The following is a 17,148-nucleotide window of genomic DNA, read 5'->3' as shown; positions in this document are numbered from 1 at the left end:
ATGAAATGTGAGTGGAATAAGATAGGTTTAACGGATTACCGGGAAGGACTCATTAAGGTGAGTCCGTTTGAAATTAAAACTTATACGAAAGCAATCTCATCATATTTCGGAAGCTTGGAATGAAGCCCATTGCAGCATAAAGGTAACGTTCTTTTAATGGGAGTTTATGAATGTATCTCGATTTAAATATGGACACAGCGGCATTCCTTTTGAGTTTTGAATTTAGCTGATCAACTTGACGAACATCATCCACCATCCATTTGTGCTCAGCTCCAGTCGTTTCTTTCAGACTTTCTTTTCCAGATTGGATGGCAAATGAATTCATGACATCAAAAGCAATCTGTCCATGTGGAAAAAAGCTAGTTATACGGTTAAGAAGCTCTTTTACTTCCGATTCTGTAAGATATTCCAAAACTCCTTCTGCAATGACCATTACTGGATTAGTTCTTGGAATTTGTTCCAACCAATCTAATTCTGTGATGGAGGAGGATATCATTTCATAACCATTTTGATTCGAATAAAAATGCTTGCGTATTTCCATTACTTCAGGAAAATCAACATCATACCAGCGGACAGTAGACGGCGGTATTATTCTGGAAACTCTTGTGTCGAGACCGCAACCAAGATTAAGTACAGTAGCATTAGGGTACCGTTCAAGAAATTCCTCTAACCATGTATCTAACTGTTTAGCCCGAATAACCATAAGATTGTTTCCAAAGCCATTCACTTTTTCAAAGTCATAATCAATTAAACTAGCTATTTCCGCTGCTTTTTTATCATGAAGAATGGTATTTTTAGAACGGCTGTCTAAGGCTTTAGCGTGCAAAGTGATTAAAAGGGTTTCCATTTCTTTTTCTAAAAACACTTTATGAGGTTTAGGTGTTACCATCATTAACCCTCCTTTAACAATCAGCTATCTTTGTTAACAATACATTAACCTTGTGCAGGGCAAATTTTAAATCTAATTGCTCTTCATCGCTTAACTTAGAAATGCTGTCAGTAAACTTTTGATAGATCTTCGTCCACTTTTTATCCTGAATATCCTGACCATTTTGAGTCAGAGAAACTAATACGGCACGCTTATCTTTAACGTCAGGCACCTTACTTACATATCCGCTAGCTTCTAAATCCTTAATGATATTGGTTAGTTGTTGCTTTGCAATATTTAAACCATTACTAATTTCTTTAAGATTCAATGCCCGTTGCTGCATGTATATATACTCTATAACATGATTCTGCATATGGGATAGTTCTACCGAATGCTTATTTAACTCACTAAAACTGCTGAATAAATTTGGAATTAAGGTGATGTATTCTTTCGCTATTTCATCAATCATTTTTTATTCTCCTTATGATTTAGTAAATATTATATTACCATTTTCGATTATAATCAAACTCAATATTGATATTTGGTAAAAAAATATTTACTAATATGAAAAGAGATCGGTTAGCCTCAGAAAAATGTTAAAAAGGGTTATATTTTATTCTTTGATGCAATCTCTGAAATGGAAATAATTTTGCAAACAAAAATGATAGGCAGTTGTTGGAAAATTTCTGTCATTTTATATAAAAAGATGATGCATCTATAATCTCTATATTCGGCCATCCTTTAATATCCTCCATTAATTTAAACAACGCCTTATCTTTCTGCTTGGCTTCAATCATACAATCAATTTGTGGAACGCTACCTTTGATTTGATTTAGAAATGTAAAAAACATAGTGGGATCTACATAATCTGAATGGTAACGGAATTCCTTTTCACTTTTTGGACTGGAAATATGCATTTTAATTGGAAGAGGCGAGCTTTCCCATGTTTTTACTACTCTGCTCCAGTTATCCTCCCAATGGATATGATGATGGTGGGCAAGATGGTGATGATAATCGAACACCAAGGGAATTCCTATTTTTTCACATAGATAAAGTGTATCGCCCAGAGTAAATGAAGTATCATCGTTTTCAAGCATAATTATATTTTGAATAGACTTCGGAACAAGCCCCCAATTGTCTACAAATCTTTCGAGTGACTTTTCTGTTTCTTTATAATTTCCCCCAACATGCAACACACAGCGATGGGTTGTATCAATGCCCATATTTTTTAAAAGTAAATAATGAAGCTTTAACGTCATGATGGAATTTTGAAAAATGCTTTTCTTTGGGGAGTTAATTAATACAAAATGATCTGGGTGAAAGTCTAATCGCATCTTGTTTTCTTTGGCATAGTCTCCAACCTCACGCAAAGATGGAAGTAACGGTTTCATATAATCCCAATCTAAAAGTTCTTCGTGATTTGCAAGTGGAATGAGACGGGAGGTTAGACGATAAAAGTGGATGTCGGAAGCGGCATTGTGCTTTAGCAATCTAAGTGTATTGTTTAAATTTATAAGGGCAATGCGCTCTAATTTACGAAGTGCTGCTTCCCGGTCCTTTATTTTTTGAAATTGAGAGAAAGTCATTGTTTTCGATGGGGAAGCATTTTTTAACTCCATGCTCATTGCGACATAGCCTAAACGTACAATCGTCATTATTTCACCTCTTTTTACATGTTATTCTCCTATATCATTTGAAATAGTTCAGATTGTATGTACCTAACTAATCTAAAAACACCATTCCCTCTGTAAATTCATACAGATATATAGGTTAGGGGAGGTGCCTATAATGGAAAAACACTCAATTGAAATTTTTATGTGGGTTACAGCTATATTTGTGGCAAGCTTATTAACTTTTCATTCTATTCTTCTATTATTTGCTTTTGTATTTGGGATGGCTGCATGCCAAGTTTACTTAAAAACAGGCATTCCTTCACCATCAAAAATCACCCAGCAGAAAGAGGGTGATCTTTGATTTAACACTATTGTTTCAATTGATTCAGTTCTTCTATACATTCTTGTACAAGTGTGACAGCCTGACTCATGGAAGCACCTCCGCCAAAAGCAGCAGTAACGCCTATGGCTTCAAAAATTTCCTCCTCTGTACATCCTTGATCTAAACAACCTTTTGTATGATAGATAATGCAGTATTCATCCTGGGAGTATAAGCTAATTCCTAATGCAATCAATTGTTTTTGCTTTTGGGATAAAACGCCCTCTTTAAAGCATTCTTGTGTAAATGCATTATAATGTTCGGCGAGTTTTGGCATTTTTTTCGTAAAAGTTCCTAATCCAACCTTATACTGATATAATGCTTCTTCTGTTGAATTCCTTGCTTCAAATTCCATTTAACATTCATCTCCCATGTTTTTGTCGTCCAAATTATTATGAACACAAAAGTTTGTTTAATTCCCATTTATAAAATTTCTTCCTATAAGCGTGGAATATTTTGCGAATGAATGCACACTATACTATTAAATTTTGAGGGAGAGAGGTTCGGTGTATGCAATTTTTGCTTATCTTTTTAAGCATCATTATTCCATTAGGAATGTATGCTCTCCAATTAAAATGGACAATCCTGCGATTCCTTTATAATATACTTGCGATTATTTGTTCTCTTTTATTTGGTAATATTGCTTCGCTAGCAATACTTGAAGTTATTAGAAATAACACGGTATTTATGACAACTATCCATGCTGTTTTCCTAAACATCGCTTTTTTAATAACAGGCGCCTATTTGGGAGTGTATCTGCTTTATCAGCTAATCCATGTGACAATCGCTCAAAGAAAGTAAAAAAAGAGGCATTGCCTCTTTTGATCGATTCATATTTCATTATTTAGATTCCGCCGTTAAAGAGGATTCATCCGGTCTTGCACCATTCTGTAAATCGGCAATGGACAAGCCAAAATCCATTTGCAGATGGGGATAATCTTTAAATTTAACCCAGTCCCCGCCCCAGGTGAAGCCTAAATTTTTCGCTAAATCTACAACCTCGTACCAGTCTGATTTTCCATTCTTATTACCATCATATTGCATATCCCAAATAATTTTCCCGGAAGGAGTTTTTAACGCGAAATCAACAGCAAGCCCATAATTATGATAGGATTCCCCGCCTTTTGCATTGGTCACAATATTTCCGCTGACCGTTCGCCCTTTTTTATAAAGTTGATCTTGATCTGCAGCACTTCGAAAACCATCTGTAATAACGACCGCGATTCCTTTTTTTGCTGCTTGTTGAATTAATTGATTCATCCTCTTTTTTACAACTGGATTTAACTCCGTTGGAAAAGAATCGGAATGGTTTTGTTTTTTGGGATTATCATGTTCTTGGCTGGATTGTATATAAAAGATCAATATTAACACGAGAGGAATAATGAATAAGAAATTTCCAATTCGTTTTTTCTGTTTTTTCAAAGCTAGTATTCCTTTCCGAACTTCAATTATATCGTTATCAGTGACGAAAATGGTAGTTTAATTGTTTCATGAATTTTAAGGGAATACAAGAATATGATTATTCCAAATCGTTATAGTATAAATTACTTGTTAAATTGGGACTTTTTTCTTATCTGTATTATATGATATTATTATTTTGTCTTTTCAGTATTTTCAATAATATTATGGGTGGGAGAACAAATGGCACATTACAAATTCGAAACAAAGTGGGTATTTGATGCGTCAAGTAGTGCAACAATGGATCAGGTGTGGGATGTTCTTCGCTCACATGAATATGAAAAATGGTGGGAGGGAGTTAAAGCAAAGGTTCTTGAGTCTGGGGATGAAAGTGGCATTGGAGAATTGCGGGAAAGCTTTTTTAAGACTAAATTACCGTATACTCTTTCCTTTAAAAATCGATTAACTGCATTGGAAAAGCCTCATTTAATTCAATTAGAGGCTTATGGGGAATTAGAGGGGACAGGTACTTACCACATTTCAAAGTCCAATAAGTTAATAGAAGTAATATATATTTGGGATGTTATTACTACAAAACATTGGATGAATATTATGGCACCTATTATGAGGCCAATGTTTAAGTGGAATCATGATCAGGTGATGCATCAAGGGGCTGTTGGGTTAGCAAAGCACTTAAATATGAAACTGGTGCAGGGATAATGGTAATTGTTGTAATCAGGAAAATGATATAAAAAAGAAGGGCAAGAAATAGGTTCATTTTTCTTGCCCAATAATTTTTAGAAGACTAAATTGCCCAGTCTCCATTTCGGAAAATCGGAACTACAGTGCCATCTTGTTTAATACCGTCAATATCCATTTTGTCAGAACCAATCATAAAGTCCACATGAACAGTAGAAGTGTTCATACCATTTTTCAGAAGTTCTTCCTCGCTCATTTTTGTTCCACCTTGAATGGTGGTTGGATATGCTGCCCCAATAGCCAAATGATTCGATGCATTTTCATCAAATAAGGTATTAAAGAAAATGACATTTGACTGGGAAATTGGAGATGGGTCTGGTACTAAAGCAACTTCTCCCAAACCTGTTCCACCTTCGTTGTCAAAAACCAATTTCTTAATAGCTTCATCGCCCTTTTCTGCGGAGATATCCACGATCTTTCCATCTTTAAAATGAACTTCAATGCCTTCAATCAAAGTTCCTGCATAGCTTAATGGTTTTGTACTGCGGACTACGCCGTCCATGCGGTGGGTATCAGGAGCGGTGAATACTTCCTCTGTTGGCATGTTTGCGATAAATTCTTCCCCTTTTGGATTATAGCTTTCCGCACTTGCCCATATATGGTTTTTAGGTAAGCCCAAGGTTAAATCTGTTCCTGGAGCTGTATAGTGCAATGCATCAAATTGGATTTCATTTAATTTTGCTGCTTTTTCATTCAATGTCTTTTTATGATTATCCCAGGCAGCAACAGGGTCTTCCTCATAGACTCGACAGACCTTGAAGATTTGATCCCATAGGGCATCCACTTGTTCTTCAGAAGTAGAAAGATTAGGGAATACATGTGCAGCCCATCCAGCGCCAGCAGCAGCTGCTACGGTCCATTTCAAATCATCATTTTGAGTAGCAACACGTTGAGCTTTGAATGCTTTACCAGCAACATTTTGATAAGCAGCTACTTTTGCAGGATCCGCTTCATTAAGTAAACCCGGATCACTTGACACAATGGATAGACGGCTTACACGGTGATTCAATACATGGTCTTCTGATTCCTCAATTTCATATTTAGGAATATTTGTTAAAACTTCTGTCGGTTGATGTAAATAATGCAGTTTGCTGATTTCGTCATCTGACCATTTCACAATGACTTTTTCCGCACCTAAACTATAAGCTTCCTTTGTGATTAATCTTGCCAAAGGAGCTTGATCAACCGTAATCGTCATCTTTACCCAATCTCCGGGCTGAACATTAATACCTTTTGCAACTAACAGTCTGGCATACTTTTGTAAGTTTTCTTCAAAATTAGGTAGAACCATTTTTTTACCCTCCACTTAGGAACAGGTCACTGTCCACTTTAATCAGAATATCATTCTCGTTAGTTTAACCGTGATATCAGTTTGATATTATACTCTATCTTTGTGTTTGAGTGTACTAATTTGTTTGAGAATTTCCTTTTTTCATTCAGTAAAAACTTTTTTAATAAGAGTGGATAAATACCAGATGACTAATTTTTATGTATTAGGTAATTATACTACTGGATTAATATGCTTATGAACCTTTAATCTATTCCGAAAAGAGGGCGATGATGATGGAAAAAGATTTATCAAAAAATCAAACGAATATGGAAGATGATGGTACGCTTACTAACCGGCAGGGACACCCAATTACAAATAATCAAAATATCAGAACCGTTAGTAATCGAGGGCCAGCAACACTTGAGAATTATGATTTTATTGAAAAAATCAGCCATTTTGATAGAGAAAAAGTACCGGAACGAATAGTACATGCTCGCGGTGCAGGTGCTCATGGATATTTTGAGACTTATGGATCGGTTGGAGATGAACCTGTTTCAAAATATACCCGTGCAAAAGTGTTTCAGGAAAAAGGAAAACAAACTCCAGTATTTGTCCGTTTTTCTACTGTTGTGAATGGTTTGCACTCTCCAGAAACGGTTCGTGATCCTCGTGGATTTGCTATTAAATTTTATACGGAGGATGGGAATTGGGATTTAGTCGGTAATAATTTGAAGATCTTTTTTATTCGAGATGCGATGAAATTCCCTGATATGATCCATGCATTTAGACCTGATCCCGTTACTAATATTCAAGATCCACGCAGGTTTTTTGACTTTTGTGCTAATTCACCAGAATCCTTCCACATGGTAACGTTCGTTTATTCCCCATGGGGAATTCCAGCAAATTATCGGATGATGCAGGGATCCGGGGTTAATACATACAAATGGGTAAACAACGAGGGAAAAGCTGTCCTTGTAAAATACCATTGGGAACCAAAACAAGGCATAAAAAATTTAACCGTTAAGGAAGCGGAAGAAATCCAGGGTAAAAACTTCAGTCATGCGACGCAAGATTTATATGAAGCAATTGAACGTGGAGATTATCCTGAATGGGAATTGTTTGTGCAAATTATGGAGGATGGGCCGCATCCTGAACTGGATTTTGATCCTCTTGATGATACAAAGCTTTGGCCAGAAGATCAATTTCCATGGAAACCTGTAGGCCGTATGGTGTTAAACAAAAATCCGGAAAACTTCTTTAATGAAGTGGAACAAGTAGCATTTGGGACAGGTGTCCTTGTGGATGGTTTAGATTTTTCCGATGATAAGATGCTGCAGGGAAGAACATTCTCTTATTCAGATACACAGCGTTATCGGATTGGGGCAAACTATTTGCAGCTTCCAATTAATGCGGCGAAAAAACGCGTTGCCACCAATCAGGAGGGCGGACAACTTCGTTATTTTAATGATAAAGCGCCTGGACAGAACCCGCATGTCAATTATGAACCATCCAGCATGGGCGGTTTGAAAGAAGCGGAGCAGGTAGGTAAAGAGTTCACCCCTCATGTAGAAGGGAATCTAGTCCGTGAATCAATTGATCGAAATGATAATACAAAGCAAGCCGGTGAAACTTACCGTCAATTTGAAGACTGGGAAAAAGATGAATTAATCAATAACCTAGTCAATGATCTCGCCATTTGTCCTAAAGATATACAGGATAAAATGATTGCACTGGCTGAGCAAGCAGATGATGAATATGGCAGACGCCTTAGAGAAGGTCTCTCTGAGAAAGCCAAAGAAATGAATAGCATGAAGATGGAGATTGGAGAGGAGATGCGTCCGCTTGGTTTCAAAAATGCTCACAAAGCAGTGCAAAAAGCAGTAGAAGAAGGACATGAGGCAGATCCGTATTAAGCGTGAAGTGGCTATGAGGATTTTTTCCTTGTAGCGGCTAATGCAGTTAGACAAGTTGTTATTTTTAAGTGGATTGAAGAAAGTCTTGCCATATATGGCAGGGCTTTTTAATTTGAGCTAAAGGCCTTTTTATCTACCTTGTTTACAATCGCAGTAATTTTTTCTTTGTATTGGATAGGGTATTTCGTTAAAATAACAAAAAGGAAAGATGATTCCGACTTTTAGGATATTTCCACTAAATAACGGCAGTTGGATAGGGAATTATCAATGGGGGAAAAAGAATGAAGATAGTTCAAACAAGTGAAATACCAAAACATATTGTAACGGAATTTTTTATAAAACATTGGGGCAGTCCTAAGATGGTAATATCCAGCGGTACTTATCAATGTGATGAATTAGATGGATATGCCGTTTTAGATGAAAATGAAAGAATAATAGGGTTAATAACATATATTATCTTTAAAAATGAATGTGAAATTATCTCATTAGACAGTACGGTTGAGAATAAAGGCATCGGCACAACATTAATTCAGAAAGTAGAAGAGGCAGTTAAACAAAAACAATGTAATCAAATAAAATTAGTGACAACCAATGATAATTTACATGCCCTGGGATTTTATCAAAGAAAGGGTTATAGATTAACTGAATTATATGTAGATGCGGTTGAGATTGCTAGAAAAAGGAAGCCAGAGATCCCCCTTGTAGCGGAAAATGGTATTCCTATTAGGGATGAAATATTACTGGTAAAAAAGTTGATATAATCGACCATTTAAATTTAATGCTACATATTTTATAAATCTAAACTACTAAATATAAATGAAAGGCAGTGATAGTATGTCCAAAACAATTTATCTTGTCCGGCATTGTAAGGCAGAGGGGCAAGCATTTGATGCGAAGCTAACGCCAACAGGAATGATGCAATCAGAGCTATTAACTGAATTTCTTTACGATAAACAAATTAATTCCATCGTTTCCAGTCCGTATAAAAGGGCGGTAGATTCCATTAAACCCTTGGCAAAAAGATTAAACTTACCTATTAATGAAGACAATCGTCTAGGGGAAAGGGTTTTAAGTTCCCTTGAACGGGACGATTATCTTGAAATGCTTGAAAACTCATTTAAAGATTTGGATATTTGCTACGAGGGTGGAGAATCAAGCAGACAAGCAATGAATCGTGCCATCGGAGTAATAGAGGATATTTTAAAGGGCTCTGCTAATAATATTGTAATTGCAACGCACGGAAATTTGATGTCCTTGATCTTAAAGCATTATGAACCATCCTTTGGGTTTAAAGAGTGGAAATCTCTATCCAATCCAGATGTATATTGTTTGAAATTTGAGGGTGATTCACCACAAATTGTCCGGATTTGGCAAGAAACTATTGCTGTACCACTTTCGGAGGTGTCTTATGGAAATTAAATTAGATGACTTAACAGGTACTGAAATAGCTGGTTTAATAATGGAGCATCTTCAAGGGATGGCATTAAATTCCCCGCCGGAAAGTATACATGCGCTGAATCTTGAACAATTACAAAAACCGGAAATTACCTTTTGGAGTGCATGGGAAGGAAATGAATTGACAGGATGTGGGGCACTGAAAGAGCTTGATCGCCATCATGGAGAGGTAAAATCCATGAGAACAGCCCAAGCACATATGCGGAAGGGTGTTGCAAAAAAAATGCTCCAACATATCATTGAGGAAGCCAAAAGGCGGGGATATGCTCGTCTTAGTTTGGAAACAGGCTCAATGGAGGCATTTGAACCAGCTAGAAAGCTTTATGCAAGTTTTGGATTTAAATATTGCAAGCCATTTGCAGATTATGTAGAGGACCCAAATAGTGTATTTATGACATTGGAGTTATGAATAATAGATGGATTTTACAAAATAGAATCAAGTAGGTAATTCCGCATGTTGGAATTACCTTTCTTTTTTTTTCTCTCTATTTGATGTAATTTACTATACAAAAAAATAGTTTACTATTAAACTAAAAATAGTTTAATAGTAAACTACTTTTAGGAGTGTTAAAAATGGGAAAATTACAAGACAAGGTAGTCATTATTACCGGCGGTGCCGGTGGTATAGGCAGTGGAATGGCTAAGGCAATGGTAAAAGAAGGTGCAATCGTTGCAATCGTAGATTTGAATGAAGAAACCGGTAAAGCAATGGAGAAGGAATTACAAGCGATTTCTCCAAAATCAATGTTTCTTCAAGCAAATTTAATGGATCGGGAAAATCTTGGACAAATTATTAAAAAAGTTGTTGATAAATACGGTAAACTAGATGTATTAGTAAATAATGCGCATGCTTCCAAACAGAAAACTATTGAGGAAACGACCCAAGAAGATTTAGATTTTTCATTCGGGACTGGATTTTATCCAACATTCTACCTAATGAAAGCCGCACTTCCTTATTTAAAAGAAACAAAAGGAAATGTGATTAACTTTGCTTCTGGTGCAGGTCTTGAAGGGCATACAACACAAGGTGCATATGCTGCGGCGAAAGAAGCAATTCGCGGTCTTTCACGTGTTGCCGCAAATGAATGGGGCAAATTTGGCATTAATGTAAATATCATTAGTCCACTTGCGAACTCACCAGGTGTACAAGCATGGGCAAAAGCACAACCTGAATATTATGAAGATGTAAAAAGTAAAATTCCAATGGGCCGTTTCGGTGATGTAGAAGAAGATATCGGCCGTGTAGCCGTCTTCTTAGCTTCAGAAGACTCTAAATATATTACGGGACAAACTATCATGGTTGACGGTGGCTCAATAATGCTTCATTAATATTCTCGGTTACTTGAGGAGGATTTATTTGCAACAAACAAGTATTTTTAAACTCATTCATGCAATTGAATTTATGAATAATGAAAACATTAAACGATTTACAAAAGCCTTTCCTTATCCGCTTGGTATTTCTCCCATTTTAGTATTGGGGGAACTCCAAACGAAGGGTCCGCAAAAACAAGTTGAACTTGCAGAGACGGTAGGATACACAAAGGGTGCGATGACCAGTATCGCTTCTAAGCTTGTAAACTTAGGGCTTGTGGAAAGATTGTATGATGAAAATGATCATCGCACTATTCGGCTAAACATAACAGCTGAAGGTGAAAAAGCATTAATAATAGCCCATGAAATTGGCAAAAAGGTCTTTATGGAGCTTTTTGAAGTATTGAGTGAAGAAGAGATAAATCAATATTTACGCATTCAAGAAAAATTAGTGAATGGTATTCAAAGCAGAAAATAGGTTCAATCTAAAAAAGAATGCAACTTACCCCCGGTGTGAATAAAACAGCGGGGGTATTTTCTTATGTAATTATCTTTCATACACGTGATGAAGGACACTGCATTCTAATATCCCGTTTAGGTTGTCCTTCATTGAGTACATGAAGGACATCACAATCGAAAATACGCATAGATATGTCCTTCATGGAGCATATGAAGGACAAGGCAACCGCAAATACTCATGGACCTGTCCTTCATGGAGCATATGAAGGACAAGACAACCAAAAATGTCCATGGATATGTCCTTCATGGAGCATATGAAGGACAATACAACCAAAAATGTCCATGGATATGTCCTTCATGGAGCATATGAAGGAAGACAAGACAACCGAAAATACTCATGGACCTGTCCTTCATGGAGCATATGAAGGACAACACAACCGCAAATGCCCTTGGACCTGTCCTTCATGGAGCATATGAAGGACAACACAACCGCAAATGCCCTTGGACATGTCCTTCATGGAGTTTATAAAGGACAACATAATTGAAAATCCTGTACTGTCATGAAATTTGTGTATTTATTTTATAGGGGCCAAGGAACTGTCCTTTAAGCGGGTTATAAAGACCAAAGGAATCAAATATTTTAAAGGAATGGTCCTTTAAGCGGGTTATAAAGACCAAAGGAATCAAATATTTTAAAGGAATGGTCCTTTAAGCGGGTTATAAAGACCAAAGGAATCAAATATTTTAAAGGAACTGTCCTTTAAGCGGGTTATAAAGACCAAAGGAATCAAATATTTTAAAGGAATGGTCCTTTAAGCGGGTTATAAAGACCAAAGCAATCAAATATTTCAAAGGGATTGTCCTTTATCCGGGTTATAAAGTCCAAAGCAATCAAATATTTCAAAGGAATGGTCCTTTATCCGGGTCATAAAGACCAAAGGAATCAAATATTTTAAAGGAACTGTCCTTTAAGCGGGTTATAAAGACCAAAGGAATCAAATATTTTAAAAGGGAACTGTCCTTTATCCGGGTCATAAAGACCAAAGCAATCAAATATTTCAAAGGAATTGTCCTTTATCCGGGTTATAAAGACCAAAGCAATCAAATATTTCAAAGGGATTGTCCTTTATCCGGGTCATAAAGACCAAAGCAATCAAATATTTTAAAGGAACTGTCCTTTAAAGGGGTCATAAAGACTAAAGCAATTTAAATATTAATATAAGGTCACTTGAAATCTAATGACTAAATTACATATTGTTTTTGCAAACTAATTTATGTAGGTCTGTTCAAGATGAAATAAACTAATGGAGAACTATTAGCTTGTGGAACATGTTTAAATAGAGATTACTAGAAGAAATTTCTTCATGTATGATATTTACAATGGATGATTATGTTAAAGTTGTAGAATGAGCTGACAAAATGGTTACGTTATAATCTCAAAGATGCACAAATAAATTTAAGTAGGTGAATATAAGTGTTGGCTAAAGAACAAAGTTCCGTTGAAAGTTTTATAGATTCACCCGAAAGTCTAAAAAAAATATATAAGCGTGTATTGTTCGTTGTGTGTCTATCACAGATTTTCGGTGGTGCTGGTCTAGCAGCAGGAGTGACTGTAGGGGCACTTTTGGCACAACAAATGCTTGGAACGGATGCCTATGCAGGAATTCCTACAGCTTTAATTACTTTAGGATCAGCAGGAGCAGCTATAACTGTTGGCAGAATTTCTCAACGTTACGGACGTCGTACAGGTCTTGCCACTGGTTTCATTGTAGGTGGAATCGGTGCAATTGGAGTTATTATTGCAGCCATGATAAATAGTGTAATTCTTTTATTTCCTTCTTTGCTGATTTACGGTTCAGGCACAGCAACAAATTTACAAGCTCGTTATGCAGGGACTGACTTAGCAAATAAAAAACAACGAGCAACTGCTATTAGTATTACGATGGTTATGACAACATTTGGTGCTGTTGCTGGCCCAAATTTAGTAGAAATTATGGGAAAATTCGCTCTACATATTGGTGTTCCGTCACTTGCTGGTCCATTCATTTTATCAGCTACAGCATTTATCTTAGCTGGTATTGTACTTTTTATTATGTTGCGTCCTGATCCATTAGATATTGCCAAAAAGATAGCAGTTTATAAACAGGAAAAAGAGAATGGAAATAAAGCAGATACCGTAAATATAGTAAGAAATAAAAGCGGTCTTATGGTCGGTGCAACAGTCATGGTTCTAACTCAAATTGTGATGGTTGCTATTATGACGATGACACCAGTCCATATGAAACATCATGGGCATGGTTTATCTGAAGTAGGTATTGTTATAGGATTTCATGTGGGTTCAATGTATCTGCCTTCACTTGTAACTGGCCTTCTTGTTGATAAAATTGGTCGAACAGCAATGAGTATAGCTTCGGGTATTACATTGCTGTTTGCTGGCTTACTAGCAGCATTAGCACCAAGCGATTCAATGGTTCTGTTAGTAGTTGCTCTTTCCTTACTTGGATTGGGATGGAACTTTGGTTTAATCAGTGGAACTGCACAAATAGTGGATTCTACAGAGCCTTCAACACGTGCAAAAATTCAAGGAACACTCGATGTTTTTATTGCATTAGCAGGAGCATCTGGTGGTGTTCTTTCAGGAATGGTGGTAGCTAATGCAAGTTATGCTGCATTATCTTTGAGTGGGGGGCTTTTATCATTACTTCTTTTACCTATTGTGATATGGTCTCGGAGGGGGAGATATAACAGAGTTTCTGAAAAAATTTAGCAGAATTTATAATTAAATTAAATTGAAAGCCTGTAATAAGGCTTTTTATTTTTAAACTTATAAATATGTATCTAGCACGTTAATAACTTTCATAACCGCTTGAAAACTTGGATGGAACGTTTCCAAGGAGTTGCAACAAAATATCTTGATAACTAAAAGTTTATCTTTAGGTCATTGATGTTTATCCCATACAAAAGGAGTTTAACATATTAAATATATAAAATATGTTAAACTTTTGTCATCAAATAATGCTGATTATGGCAGTTGTTTTATGATAAAAAAACTGAAAAGCAAGTAAATGCATAAAAACTTCCATATTTTTGGCTCTTTATTTTTTCCTTATTGTGTTAAAGTACCGGTTAATTGAGTAAGGAGTTGTATTGGAATACCTTCGTTATGTAGTTAATTACTAATAAAAACTACAGGGAAACAAGCAAAAGGTTCACCATTCTTGATAATCTAAAGTTTTGGTTAGTTCAATTTTCGTGCAAACTATGCCACACACTTTTAAAATATTGGGATAATACGCCTTCCCCTTGAAATCTATCTTCAAGAACATTTTGTACCTGATAAAATTCTTCCTTAAGTTTTTCCTGAGTATTAGGGGAGTTCCCTAAGTACGAATATCTATACACTGGTTCATTTGGGCATAGTTCATAAGCACGTTTTAACATTGAAATACCTTTTTCTTCCCAATGTTCGCAGTCACCGAAGTAATGCGGGAACAGTGAAATCATATAACCAAAACACCAAAGAAAATCCTCATTTGTCATAAAATTAGCTAATCCAAATTGGGTAACTTCATATAACACAGTCTCTAACTCATTAAAATCTACGTCTTTAATCCCCAGCCACCCATCTTCGACTAAGACATACCAGCAAAAGAAACCAAGTCGGATAACAACTTTTAAGTCTCTGGGGTGTTGCTTCCAATTTTTTATTAGGAATGATTTTGCTTCATTCCATCTTTCTTGGCTTTCTAATATATCAAGTTCCTTCCATCGCCAGTCAATCACAGTGATTCACCACCTATCCTGAATATTACTAGTCTAAAATCAAGTTGAACAAATGCTTATTTCAGCGTGTCAAAAATCGAATTATACAACTGTTGAAATGCTAAGAAGTGCATAATATAAAAGATCTCAAATTAGAGGTCAAAAAAATAAAATCATTTCAATATTATCGTTGATTTTTAGACTTATTATTTCGTAATATGACTCCGACTATAATGAGTGCGATTATTACAATAGCTGATATGAAATAGAAGTTAGAGATTACATTCATTATGTGAAAAAGTGCTTTATGAACATAAACAGCCTTTACCCAATGGTTATCTTCTTTTACTGCGATTGTAGTGGAAGTTGATGTCCCTTTTATTTCATAATACTTTGTTCCTTTTGGATAATAGTTTGAAGCATCCCCGTAATAATTTCCAGTCATATCATTTGGTTTGGTCTTTACTTCCCCTATGACTTTACCAATCTCACTGTCTTTAATTATTTCTTCTTGTTTAACTTCATAAACCCTTTCCATTCCAAACAACAAAAGGATAAGCCCAAGACAATGCTTGCACAGAGGAAGAAATCATAAATATTAATAATAGCGATAACAATGTTATTCTTTTCATAAGTAACTCCCAATGGTTAACTATTTTACTTCATCATAACAGAAAATTCTGGAAATGATAAATGAAACTAAAAACAATAATCTTTTAGAAAAGAGCCTTTCTTAATGAATAATTAATATTTAGATTTTTTTTAGATAATTGGAATTTTTAGTGCTATAATATGTAAAAAAAGGAATAAATACCATTATAATATTTTGACTAAGATTTTAAAAAGGAGTTTTTTTAATGCCACCGAAATTAAGCTATTTAGTTAATTTAGTAGTAACAGTAGTTTGTATAGTGATTTTTCCTATGTTTATATTAAAAAGTCATCCAATAATTGCGTTTATTTTAGGAGTAATTATAGCTACTATAATAAATTCAATATTAGGAGCAAGATGGAGGCCGTGGAAAACGATTAAATCAAATTAAATCGATTTTATCTTTAATAAGACATTCTTAAGTCAACAGATATACTGTTGGCTTTTTATTATGTGGGTATTTAGAAGTTAGGATCATTACTTTAATCGCGAACAGAAAAAATCACCATGTGGAAGATACTTTCCGATTACTTCGCTGTAAGGATGGCTGCAAGCTTCTCGAATACACTCTATCCTATGCACGCTTTTCCAAATCACGTGCCGTTTCACTCTTTGGAACGGCTTGGTGATCTTTATAGGTCCCAAAAACTTTATCAAAAGTCGGGCTTGTGACACCGTACCAGTAGTTTTCGTTTTTATAGTGATGCCATAGGTGGATTTTCTTCATGCGTTTGCCCCATGATGTTTTTGGGACGTATTCCTTATGAGCTATATAATGTGTCCATTCATAATACAAAAGGAAAGTGGAAATGCCAACAGCAAAAGCGACTGTTAAGATTACGTTTTGAATAACGAAAAAAGCTAGGAGAGAAATGATAACAATGTTTGGTAGGCTATACCATACAGGTAAAAACAATAATTTTAAATTACGAGGGTCAACATGATGATCATAATGAATTCTTTTGATGAATTTTAACATTAATGTGCTTTTAGGCGGCTTCATATGAAAAATAAAGCGGTGGATTAAATATTCCGCGAAGGCATAGCCAGCCATACCGATAACGATTGCCAACCACGTTGCCCATTCATCAAAACTCCTTGCGATAAAAATGATTCCGATTAAAACTAGCACATTCATTATTCGAACATGAATATCACCAAAAAACTCCTTTACATATTGTTTCATGCCCATTTCTCCTTTCTATTTGAAATAGCTTCAATAAGCAGGTTGTGCATTAGTAAAGCAACTGTTTTTTCTGATTAAATGTCTGTTCGTCCTCAAACAATTCACAGATGTTATAATAAAATA

At 35.6% G+C, this 17,148-nt stretch carries 20 protein-coding genes; 11 read left to right on the top strand and 9 right to left on the bottom strand.

Translation table 11 applies throughout. The features are described 5' to 3' along the window. Nucleotides 1-73 precede the first annotated feature (73 nt). From NSQ59_RS21195 to uvsE, 3 genes are all read right to left on the bottom strand, one after another. A complete protein-coding gene (locus NSQ59_RS21195; protein WP_235950823.1) occupies nucleotides 74-889 on the bottom strand; it encodes a class I SAM-dependent methyltransferase in 816 nt (271 codons plus the stop codon). A gap of 13 nt (nucleotides 890-902) precedes the next feature. Further along, entirely contained in the window at nucleotides 903-1,337 is a 435-nt protein-coding gene (locus NSQ59_RS21190) for a MarR family winged helix-turn-helix transcriptional regulator (RefSeq protein WP_055742048.1), read from the bottom strand. Between the two features lie 220 nt (nucleotides 1,338-1,557). Then, on the bottom strand, nucleotides 1,558-2,523 hold the full coding sequence (gene uvsE, locus NSQ59_RS21185) for a UV DNA damage repair endonuclease UvsE (RefSeq protein WP_055742047.1): 966 nt from the start codon (nucleotides 2,521-2,523) through the stop codon (nucleotides 1,558-1,560). Nucleotides 2,524-2,656: 133 nt separating this feature from the next. Here uvsE and NSQ59_RS21180 point away from each other — a divergent pair, with 133 nt between their 5' ends. Beyond that, on the top strand, nucleotides 2,657-2,842 hold the full coding sequence (locus tag NSQ59_RS21180) for a hypothetical protein (RefSeq protein WP_055742046.1): 186 nt from the start codon (nucleotides 2,657-2,659) through the stop codon (nucleotides 2,840-2,842). A gap of 7 nt (nucleotides 2,843-2,849) precedes the next feature. Here the strand turns inward: NSQ59_RS21180 and NSQ59_RS21175 are convergent, their stop codons facing one another. Further along, nucleotides 2,850-3,215 carry a carboxymuconolactone decarboxylase family protein gene (locus NSQ59_RS21175; protein ID WP_055742045.1) on the bottom strand — a complete coding sequence of 122 codons (366 nt, stop codon included), beginning with the start codon at nucleotides 3,213-3,215 and terminating at the stop codon, nucleotides 2,850-2,852. A gap of 155 nt (nucleotides 3,216-3,370) precedes the next feature. On the opposite strand from NSQ59_RS21175, the gene NSQ59_RS21170 reads away from it, so the two are divergent. Continuing rightward, nucleotides 3,371-3,661, top strand: a complete 291-nt coding sequence (locus NSQ59_RS21170; RefSeq protein ID WP_055742044.1) for a hypothetical protein — start codon at nucleotides 3,371-3,373, stop codon at nucleotides 3,659-3,661. Nucleotides 3,662-3,700: 39 nt separating this feature from the next. Here NSQ59_RS21170 and NSQ59_RS21165 read toward each other — a convergent pair whose 3' ends face one another. Then, on the bottom strand, nucleotides 3,701-4,282 hold the full coding sequence (locus NSQ59_RS21165) for a M15 family metallopeptidase (RefSeq protein ID WP_083489519.1): 582 nt from the start codon (nucleotides 4,280-4,282) through the stop codon (nucleotides 3,701-3,703). Nucleotides 4,283-4,501: 219 nt separating this feature from the next. Between NSQ59_RS21165 and NSQ59_RS21160 the strand changes: the two genes are divergently transcribed. Beyond that, nucleotides 4,502-4,978: a hypothetical protein gene (locus NSQ59_RS21160; protein WP_055742042.1), complete on the top strand. Its 477-nt coding sequence runs from the start codon at nucleotides 4,502-4,504 to the stop codon at nucleotides 4,976-4,978. A gap of 85 nt (nucleotides 4,979-5,063) precedes the next feature. On the opposite strand, the gene NSQ59_RS21155 is transcribed toward NSQ59_RS21160, so the two are convergent. Further along, nucleotides 5,064-6,308, bottom strand: coding sequence for an aminopeptidase (locus NSQ59_RS21155; RefSeq protein ID WP_055742041.1), 1,245 nt, complete (start codon nucleotides 6,306-6,308; stop codon nucleotides 5,064-5,066). A 269-nt stretch (nucleotides 6,309-6,577) separates the two neighbouring features. Between NSQ59_RS21155 and NSQ59_RS21150 the strand changes: the two genes are divergently transcribed. The 7 genes from NSQ59_RS21150 (at nucleotide 6,578) to NSQ59_RS21120 (ending at nucleotide 14,192) form a co-directional block, all read left to right on the top strand. After that, nucleotides 6,578-8,200, top strand: a complete 1,623-nt coding sequence (locus tag NSQ59_RS21150) for a catalase (RefSeq protein ID WP_445669218.1) — start codon at nucleotides 6,578-6,580, stop codon at nucleotides 8,198-8,200. A gap of 281 nt (nucleotides 8,201-8,481) precedes the next feature. After that, nucleotides 8,482-8,961, top strand: coding sequence for a GNAT family N-acetyltransferase (locus NSQ59_RS21145; protein ID WP_055742040.1), 480 nt, complete (start codon nucleotides 8,482-8,484; stop codon nucleotides 8,959-8,961). A gap of 73 nt (nucleotides 8,962-9,034) precedes the next feature. Next, on the top strand, nucleotides 9,035-9,619 hold the full coding sequence (locus NSQ59_RS21140; protein WP_340832672.1) for a histidine phosphatase family protein: 585 nt from the start codon (nucleotides 9,035-9,037) through the stop codon (nucleotides 9,617-9,619). Beyond that, entirely contained in the window at nucleotides 9,609-10,064 is a 456-nt protein-coding gene (locus tag NSQ59_RS21135; protein ID WP_055742038.1) for a GNAT family N-acetyltransferase, read from the top strand. The genes NSQ59_RS21140 and NSQ59_RS21135 overlap by 11 nt, the downstream gene beginning before the upstream one ends. Nucleotides 10,065-10,228: 164 nt before the next feature. Beyond that, entirely contained in the window at nucleotides 10,229-10,984 is a 756-nt protein-coding gene (locus NSQ59_RS21130; protein ID WP_340832669.1) for an SDR family NAD(P)-dependent oxidoreductase, read from the top strand. Between the two features lie 28 nt (nucleotides 10,985-11,012). Continuing rightward, the gene (locus NSQ59_RS21125; RefSeq protein ID WP_055742036.1) at nucleotides 11,013-11,444 is read left to right on the top strand and encodes a MarR family winged helix-turn-helix transcriptional regulator; all 432 of its coding nucleotides are present in this window, start codon (nucleotides 11,013-11,015) and stop codon (nucleotides 11,442-11,444) included. 1,455 nt (nucleotides 11,445-12,899) lie between these two features. Next, nucleotides 12,900-14,192, top strand: coding sequence for an MFS transporter (locus NSQ59_RS21120; protein WP_340832667.1), 1,293 nt, complete (start codon nucleotides 12,900-12,902; stop codon nucleotides 14,190-14,192). A 476-nt stretch (nucleotides 14,193-14,668) separates the two neighbouring features. Here the strand turns inward: NSQ59_RS21120 and NSQ59_RS21115 are convergent, their stop codons facing one another. Both NSQ59_RS21115 and NSQ59_RS21110 read right to left on the bottom strand, forming a co-directional pair. After that, on the bottom strand, nucleotides 14,669-15,208 hold the full coding sequence (locus NSQ59_RS21115; RefSeq protein ID WP_055742034.1) for a hypothetical protein: 540 nt from the start codon (nucleotides 15,206-15,208) through the stop codon (nucleotides 14,669-14,671). A 163-nt stretch (nucleotides 15,209-15,371) separates the two neighbouring features. Further along, the gene (locus NSQ59_RS21110; RefSeq protein ID WP_340832665.1) at nucleotides 15,372-15,737 is read right to left on the bottom strand and encodes a hypothetical protein; all 366 of its coding nucleotides are present in this window, start codon (nucleotides 15,735-15,737) and stop codon (nucleotides 15,372-15,374) included. 307 nt (nucleotides 15,738-16,044) lie between these two features. On the opposite strand from NSQ59_RS21110, the gene NSQ59_RS21105 reads away from it, so the two are divergent. After that, nucleotides 16,045-16,230 carry a hypothetical protein gene (locus NSQ59_RS21105; RefSeq protein ID WP_055742032.1) on the top strand — a complete coding sequence of 62 codons (186 nt, stop codon included), beginning with the start codon at nucleotides 16,045-16,047 and terminating at the stop codon, nucleotides 16,228-16,230. A gap of 183 nt (nucleotides 16,231-16,413) precedes the next feature. Here NSQ59_RS21105 and NSQ59_RS21100 read toward each other — a convergent pair whose 3' ends face one another. Then, nucleotides 16,414-17,025: a sterol desaturase family protein gene (locus NSQ59_RS21100; RefSeq protein ID WP_340832663.1), complete on the bottom strand. Its 612-nt coding sequence runs from the start codon at nucleotides 17,023-17,025 to the stop codon at nucleotides 16,414-16,416. Between the last annotated feature and the right edge of the window lie 123 nt (nucleotides 17,026-17,148).

It is taken from the genome of Margalitia sp. FSL K6-0131, from assembly GCF_038008735.1.
GTDB lineage: Bacteria > Bacillota > Bacilli > Bacillales > Bacillaceae_C > Margalitia > Margalitia shackletonii.
Note: the sequence above shows the minus strand (reverse complement) of the source record. Positions and strands in the feature narration are given on the sequence as shown.